A 7,954-nucleotide genomic window follows, 5' to 3' on the forward strand; every position below is an offset into this window, starting at 1 on the left:
TTATTTCCCAATCGGGTACCTAAGACAGAGGTCTACGGATACAAATCGCTCAGTTTAGGTGTAAAGAGAGAGATCGAGTAAAAGGAGCTATATTAATTGACCTGTTTTTTAGCAAACGATATGTCTGCTGGCAATATTAGCCTCAATTTACTATAATCACCCATAAATAATTTCATCGTACCGGTATTTGCCGATAACTACCATGAATCCATAGTACGCTATAACCTATGAGTCTGATACTTCCCATTAATATTGATGATCTTCTCCATTGCCGAGGGGTTGAATCTGCTCGTATTGAATTCAAGGCGAGTTGGGATAACAGGACTACAGGCAGCCAGATTTTAAAAACTGTCTGTGCTTTTGCAAATGATTTGCAAAACCTCAATGGCGGTTACATCATTATTGGTGTTGCTGAAGAAAATGCCTGTGCAGTAATGCCACCCAAAGGGGTTACCCCGGAAGAAAGTGATTCAATTCAAAAGTGGGTAAGAGGAAACTGTAATCGTATCGATCCCGAATATCAACCGGTTTTCTCACCGGAAATTGTCGATGAGAATCTTATTCTTGTTCTTTGGGTACCAGGAAGTGATGTCAGGCCTCACAGTGCTCCTGATGAAAAGGGTAGTAAAAAGTACTTTGTTCGTATAGGTTCCGAAACGGTGGATGCTGCGAAAAATGGCGTACTTCAGGAGCTGCTTCAATTAACGGCTCGTGTACCATTTGATGATCGTCGAGCAAATCAGGCGCAAATCGAGGATTTGCGTGAAAGCAAGGTTCGGGAGTTTTTGCGTGATATTCATAGCGGACTTTTGGATGAAATGAATACGAAAGAGTTATACAGAAAGCTGCGGATTGCTGTTCCTGTGAATGGTCATGATGTCCCGAAAAATATAGGACTGTTGCTTTTTTGCGAAAATCCGGAACTATGGTTTTCGGGAGTAAGAATTGAAGTTGTTCAGTATGCAGCAGATGTATCCGGTAATGTTATTGAGGAAAAAATTTTCAGAGGTGGAATACATGAACAGTTAAAAAGCGCACTTAACTTTCTTGAAAATATTTCTACTGCTCATCTTGAAAAACAGTCGGCCTCTTTTCGTGTAAAAGGATGGATAAGCTATCCGATACAAGCGCTTCGGGAAGCACTGGTTAATGCTGTTTATCATAGAAGTTATGAATCAACTCCGGAGCCAGTAAAAGTCTATCTTTACCCTGACAGGATTGAGGTTATCAGTTATCCTGGGCCAGTACAAGGTATACGGCTGGAACATTTATGCCAAAAGGCACAAATGCCTCCCGTTCCTGCCCGAAACAGAAGGGTTGGTGAGTTTCTTAAAGAGCTCCGGATGGCTGAAGGGCGTGGGACTGGTCTTCCCAAGTTGTTCAAAGCCATGCGTGATAATGGATCGCCGGATCCGGAATTTGATTTCGATAATGAGCGTACTTACTTCCGGGTTACTCTTCCTGCTCATCCTGAATATGTTGCCATTTCAGCATTGCGGGATGCCGCTCATCTCCGTGCCATAGGAAATGAAGTCGATGCATTTCGAAGAATTGAGGATACGTGCCAAAGATTACCCGGCTCTCCGTCACTTGCTGCCGAATTAATTCGCCTGTCCGGATCAAAAGGAGAGACTGGTCATGCTGAAGAGATCTTTGAGAAATTTAAAACGTCCACTGTTGATGCATTCATTCCTCCGGTAACGAATGTTTTGATTGATGTTTTACTCGATTCCGGGAGAACTGATGCAGCTCGAACCCTGCTGGATCAGCTTCCTCAATATTTGGCAAATACAGATGCCCTTGAGGCAGCTATTCTTGCTCGTCGTTTGGGACGTCAGGAAGTGGCTCATCGTTATTTTGATCGTGCCGGAGATGCTCTGTTGCACGATTCAAGAGCATTACACGAGTTTGCGCAGACGAAAATAAAGCTGGCGCAAAATCTTATTTGGCCAAAACAAGGACGCCGGATAAATCGCGAGACAAATCAACGGCTTTTGCGGGAAGCAAAAGAACTTCTTGAGCGTGTAGTACAAATGGATGCAGATAAAGCCAGGCATGCCTGGGCCTGGAGAGATTTAGCCAGAGTGAAAATGTGGCTTGAGTTCCCTGACCAGGAAATTAAAGCAGCTTATGCTCATGCATTGGAGCTTCTTCCTGATGAGGAACGCTTCAAGAATGAATTTCACCGATTAAACATATAAAGAATTACGATTAATGGATGCTTTCTGGCTTTCGCTTGTTATGATTTTTCTGGCCGAACTGGGCGATAAAACCCAGCTTGTGGCCCTCACCCTTGCAACCTGTTATAAGACCGGTGTGGTGCTCTGGGGTATTTTCTGGGCGACTCTTGCCGTTCATGTTTTTTCCGCTGGAATCGGCTGGTTTATTGGCGGGAGTCTGCCGGTTGACTGGATTAAATTTGTTGCCGGTATTGCTTTTATCGTATTCGGCTTCTGGACCCTCAAAGGCGACACACTTGATGATGATGAGAAGAGCTGCAAAACGGGTATTAACCCCTTCTGGCTGGTGTTCTCTACATTTTTCATGGCGGAGCTCGGCGACAAAACCATGCTCTCCACCATTACGCTTGCCTCAACAAACCCCTTTCTGCCGGTCTGGCTCGGATCCACGATCGGGATGGTTATTTCCGATGGACTTGCCATTGTAATCGGAAAAATGCTCGGTACACAGCTTCCGGAACAGACCATCAAAATCGGTGCAGCGGTCATCTTTTTCCTCTTCGGTATTATCAGCATGTTTGATGGCGGCTTACGATTCGGTCTCATCATCTGGGCGGTTGCCGCTTTGCTTATTGCACTGACAGGATATATTTTTCTGCGCAAACAGACTTCCTTTTCCTGACCACTTTTTTTGCTCATTGTCCGCTGCTGCTCTGTCGGGAGCGGAGATGAGGCGCTATGCTCACCCCGATGACCTGCGGGATGCTTTGCTCCTGATAAAAAACAGGGCAATGCCGGCAAGCATCATGATAAAGCAGAGTACCTGTCCCATGGAAAAGTTAAAGAGTACAAAGCCGAGCTGTGCATCCGGCTCCCGGAAGTATTCGATAAAAAACCGGAAACATCCATATCCGAACAGATAGATGGCCGAGAGAAACCCAGGGAACGGAGATTTTTTTCGAAGCAGCCAGAGTATGATAAACAGGACGATGCCTTCAAAAAATGCTTCATAAAGCTGGGATGGATGGCGCAGTTCATAGGTTGGTGCAAGCGGGAAATACATCCCCACTGCGGCATCAGTCACCCGTCCGTAGAGTTCACCGTTGATGAAGTTCCCGATACGACCGAAGGTGTAGCCGAGAGGAACAGCGGGAATGAGCAGATCAAAGGTTTTGAAAAAACCGGTTTTCTGTGAACGGCTGAAAAGAAGGAGAGCAAGAACAACCCCGATCACACCTCCATGGTAGGACATCCCGGTGACACCCGTGAATCGGCATCCGCCGGATGCAGGGATCCAGGGGATTACGGTGCCGAGCGGATCAGAGAGAAAGGAGTCCATTCCGTAGAACAGGATATAACCCAGACGTCCGCCTAAAACAACGCCTCCCATAGCCCAGGTGAGGGCATCGCCGACAAAGGAGCGGTCGTAAGGAAGCTTTTCACTTTCAAGTCGATAGCGGGTCAGCAGATAGACGATAGCGAAGGCGATGATATACATCATGCCATACCAGCGGACGGCAAAACTTCCCGAAGAGAAGAGTACGGGGTTCATCTGTGCCGGAAGATTCTGCCACCAGAGTGAAAAACTGTTCATAAAGCTGAATGTTTCAATGAATTTCAGGAAAAAAAGTCACGGGTCTATTGTATCGAAAAAAAAATATAGTTAACTTTTAATCTTGCGCATTTTCTGTATTTCTACCCATTAACATACAAATACCGATAAGTATGGCTAAGATACTTGAAGGGCCAGCCATGAAGCTATTCAACAAATGGGGCATTCCTGTGCCAAATTATGTTGTAATCATGGACCCCAACCGCCTTGCCCAACTTGGGGAAGCTAATAAATGGCTGAGAGAATCAAAACTCGTTGTTAAAGCTCATGAAGCAATCGGCGGGAGGTTCAAGCTTGGCCTCGTGAAACTTGGCCTTGATCTTGAGCAGGCTCTTGAAGCTGCCACTGAGATGATTGGCCGTGAAATCGGTACTTCGGTTATCCGTCAGGTCATTGTTGCTGAAATGCTTGATCATGATGAAGAGTACTATCTCTCAATTGCAGGTAACCGTGATGGAGCAGAGCTGCTCCTTTCCAACAAGGGCGGTGTGGATATCGAAGATAACTGGGATACGGTCAAGCGGCTCTTCATTCCCCTTGATGAGAACCCGACTATCGAAGAGATTACTGACGTTGCCCATCAGGCCGGTTTTACCGGAGAAGTTGCCGAGCGTGTTGCCAAAATCGCTTCACGTCTTATTCTCTGTTTTGATAATGAAGATTCGCAGTCAATCGAGATCAATCCGCTGGTTATTCGCAAAAGTGATATGCGCTTTGCTGCTCTTGATGCGGTCATGAACGTTGACTGGGATGCCCGCTTCCGTCATGCCGACTGGGATTTCAAGCCGGTTTCCGAAATCGGCAGGCCCTTTACTGAAGCCGAGCAGCAGATCATGGATATCGATGCCCGTATCAAGGGCTCGGTAAAGCTGGTCGAGGTTCCCGGTGGTGATGTTGCCCTTCTGACAGCCGGTGGCGGCGCTTCGGTTTTCTATTCCGACGCTGTTGTGGCAAGAGGAGGCACAATCGCCAATTATGCCGAATACTCCGGTGATCCGCCGGACTGGGCAGTAGAGGCTCTGACTGAAACTATCTGCAGGCTTCCGAATATCAAGCATATTATTGTCGGCGGCGCAATTGCCAATTTTACTGATGTCAAGGCGACCTTCAGCGGTATCATCAACGGGTTCCGTGAGAGCAAATCGAAAGGATACCTTGAGAATGTGAAAATCTGGGTGCGTCGTGGCGGACCGAATGAAAATCAGGGACTTGCCGCCATCAAAAAGCTGCAGGAAGAGGGATTTGATATCCACGTCTACGACCGCAGCATGCCGATGACCGATATCGTCGATCTTGCCCTGAATTCATAAGGAGTGCTTTCCTCGGGAAAGCCTAAAGAGAAACTTCTAATTATTAACCGGAAAGAATCGTGAGCATTTTAGCAAATAAGGAAACACGAGCGGTCATCATAGGCGGTGTTGCCGGATTGAATGCCGCCAGGCGTATGGCCCAGTTCGACTTTCTGATCAACCGGCCTTTGACAGTCCAGGCTTTTGTCTACCCGCCTGAAGAGGGCCAGCAGAAAGAGATCTATCGAGGTGGTGAGCTCAATAATGTTACCGTCTACTCATCGCTTGAGCAGGCACTTGAGGAGAATCCTCAGATCAATACCGCACTGATCTATATCGGCTCATCGAGAGCCTATCAGTCAGCCAGGGAGGCTCTTGATGCCAAAGGGATCAAGCTTGTCTCCATGATTACGGAAGGTGTGCCGGAAAAAGATGCCAAACGGCTGCGCAAATATGCGCTTGAGACGGGCAAGATTTTCAACGGCCCTTCCTCTATCGGCATCCTTTCTGCCGGCGAGTGCCGTCTCGGAGTTATCGGTGGCGAGTACAAAAACCTGAAACTTTGTAACCTCTATCGCTCCGGCTCATTTGGTGTTATTACAAAGTCGGGCGGACTCTCCAACGAGGCGATGTGGCTCTGCGCCCAGAACGGTAACGGTATTACGACAGCCGTTGCAATCGGCGGTGACTCCTATCCGGGAACGGACTTTGTCACCTACCTGCAGATGTTTGAAAACGATCCCGAGACCAAGGCGGTGGTTATTGTCGGTGAAGTCGGCGGTACGCTTGAAGAGGAGGCTGCTGACTGGCTTGGAGCGGAAGTTCGCCGCATCAAGGTTATTGCCGCCATCGGCGGAACCTGTCAGGAGGTGCTTCCGCAGGGTATGAAATTCGGTCATGCCGGAGCCAAGGAGGGCAAGAAGGGTCTTGGCTCTGCACGCTCCAAAATGAACGCGCTTCGTGATGCCGGCGCTGTTGTGCCTGACACCTTCGGCGGACTCAGCAAAGCCATCAAGCAGGTCTATCAGGAGTTGCTTGCAAGCGGAGCGATCAAGCCGGAACGGGAACTTGATGAAAAGCTTCTCCCGGCACTTCCTCCAAGTGTTCAGGAGGTCATGAAGCAGGGCGAGGTTATCGTTGAGCCGCTGATTCGTACCACCATCTCCGATGATCGTGGAGAAGAGCCCCGTTATGTCGGTTACGCTGCTTCCGAACTCTGTGAGAAAGGGTATGGTATCGAGGATGTTATCGGTCTTCTCTGGAACAAGAAACTTCCCTCCAGAGAGGAGTCGGAGATCATCAAGCGCATCATCATGATCTCTGCTGATCACGGCCCGGCAGTCTCCGGAGCATTCGGCTCCATTATTGCCGCATGTGCTGGAATTGATCTTCCGCAGGCGGTGTCGGCCGGTATGACCATGATTGGACCGAGATTCGGCGGAGCCGTTACCAACGCAGGCAAATATTTCAAGTATGGCGTCAAGGAGTATCCGAATGACATTTCCGGCTTCCTCTCCTGGATGAAGCAGAATGTCGGTCCGGTTCCCGGTATCGGACACAGGGTGAAGAGCCTTAAAAATCCTGACAAAAGGGTGAAGTATCTGGTTGACTATGTGAAAAACCAGACGACGCTCCACACGCCGTGTCTTGATTATGCGCTGGAAGTTGAAAAGGTTACGACAGCCAAAAAGGATAATCTTATCCTCAACGTTGATGGTACCATCGGCTGTATTCTTGTTGACCTTGATTTTCCGGAGTACTCACTCAACGGCTTCTTTGTTCTTGCCCGCACCATAGGCATGATCGGGCACTGGATTGATCAGAATAATCAGAATTCACGTCTTATCAGACTTTACGATTACCTGATTAACTACGCAGTGAAAGACGAGCGCGTTGTGCCGGAAAAAAAGTAAGCCACTTCACTGTCAGGAGTTGAGATGTTCAATTCTGAAAGTGAAGGATTCCTTCTGAAAACGCAGAAAAGCGGAATCAACCCTGGTTCCGCTTTTCTGTGTTTTACCTGTTTTATTTTGCCATCCTCTTCACGATCACGACACCGTTCATGCCCGATTGTAAGGCAAGGGAACCCTCTTCTTATCCGGAATACATGAGATGAATATGAGACAGGCATGAGACAAATACGCTTATTTTCCCGAGTTATCTGCGCTGTTGAAGCGTATATGGTGTTTTCTGTGAAACGGGGAAATCCCTGTTTGGAATGTTTCCAAATAGCTATAGAAAGATAAGATATGGTTTATGCTGGTGGACTTTTGTTGTTGTTGATTCGTTGGCCTGCAGGGAAAAACAGGGAGAATATCTTTTTTTTTGATCTCTTGGACTGATGCCTGTGAGCGTCTTGAATTGTCTCGCAATATGCTCATAAATCAATAATGTGCCTCATATTGGGACAGTTATGGCTGTCGAGACACTTCCGGGGGATGGAGAAGTGCAGAAATAGTTATGGAACGGCCACAGACCGCGAATTTCGGGCTTTCCGGCGATGGTCTCTCTCCGGTAATTGGAGTGGCCCGCTATTTGCACATAAATTCAGAAGTTAAAAGTGATGGTGATTCGCTGATAAATGGTGTGGTTCCGGTGGCGGTTTTTCTTGACATCATCCTGACAATCTGACGTTATTAACCTGTTCTGTTTGAACAAAAACCGGAGGATCTTTTGTGATGAAATTATCGGAACGATATAATCTTCATTACGATAAGTACGTTATGCGTTTTACAACGGCCATTGCCATAGGTTCAATATCGTTGCTCGTATCTTCAGCTCCTCTTTTTGCCAATCCCATTCCCGATGCCGGAAGTGTTTTGGTTCAGCGTGAATTGGAGAATTCAAACGTTTGAGTTAGAGTACAAAAACGG

Annotated in this window: 6 protein-coding genes; 5 read left to right on the forward strand and 1 reads right to left on the reverse strand. The window is 47.5% G+C overall.

Annotated elements, in window-relative coordinates; all coding sequences use genetic code 11:
- Window positions 1-227 precede the first annotated feature (227 nt).
- On the forward strand, window positions 228-2,201 hold the full coding sequence (locus tag BOO20_RS00870; RefSeq protein ID WP_076789389.1) for an RNA-binding domain-containing protein: 1,974 nt from the start codon (window positions 228-230) through the stop codon (window positions 2,199-2,201).
- A 13-nt stretch (window positions 2,202-2,214) separates the two neighbouring features.
- Entirely contained in the window at window positions 2,215-2,862 is a 648-nt protein-coding gene (locus BOO20_RS00875) for a TMEM165/GDT1 family protein (RefSeq protein WP_076789391.1), read from the forward strand.
- 60 nt (window positions 2,863-2,922) lie between these two features.
- Here the strand turns inward: BOO20_RS00875 and lgt are convergent, their stop codons facing one another.
- Window positions 2,923-3,774, reverse strand: a complete 852-nt coding sequence (gene lgt, locus BOO20_RS00880) for a prolipoprotein diacylglyceryl transferase (RefSeq protein WP_076789394.1) — start codon at window positions 3,772-3,774, stop codon at window positions 2,923-2,925.
- A gap of 131 nt (window positions 3,775-3,905) precedes the next feature.
- Here lgt and BOO20_RS00885 point away from each other — a divergent pair, with 131 nt between their 5' ends.
- The 3 genes from BOO20_RS00885 (at window position 3,906) to BOO20_RS12815 (ending at window position 7,712) form a co-directional block, all read left to right on the forward strand.
- On the forward strand, window positions 3,906-5,102 hold the full coding sequence (locus BOO20_RS00885; protein WP_076789397.1) for an ATP citrate lyase citrate-binding domain-containing protein: 1,197 nt from the start codon (window positions 3,906-3,908) through the stop codon (window positions 5,100-5,102).
- A gap of 59 nt (window positions 5,103-5,161) precedes the next feature.
- Window positions 5,162-6,994, forward strand: coding sequence for a citrate/2-methylcitrate synthase (locus tag BOO20_RS00890; RefSeq protein ID WP_076789400.1), 1,833 nt, complete (start codon window positions 5,162-5,164; stop codon window positions 6,992-6,994).
- A gap of 547 nt (window positions 6,995-7,541) precedes the next feature.
- Entirely contained in the window at window positions 7,542-7,712 is a 171-nt protein-coding gene (locus BOO20_RS12815) for a hypothetical protein (RefSeq protein ID WP_158068719.1), read from the forward strand.
- The last annotated feature ends 242 nt before the right edge of the window (window positions 7,713-7,954 follow it).

Source organism: Chlorobium sp. KB01, from assembly GCF_001975465.1.
Lineage (GTDB): Bacteria > Bacteroidota > Chlorobiia > Chlorobiales > Chlorobiaceae > Chlorobium.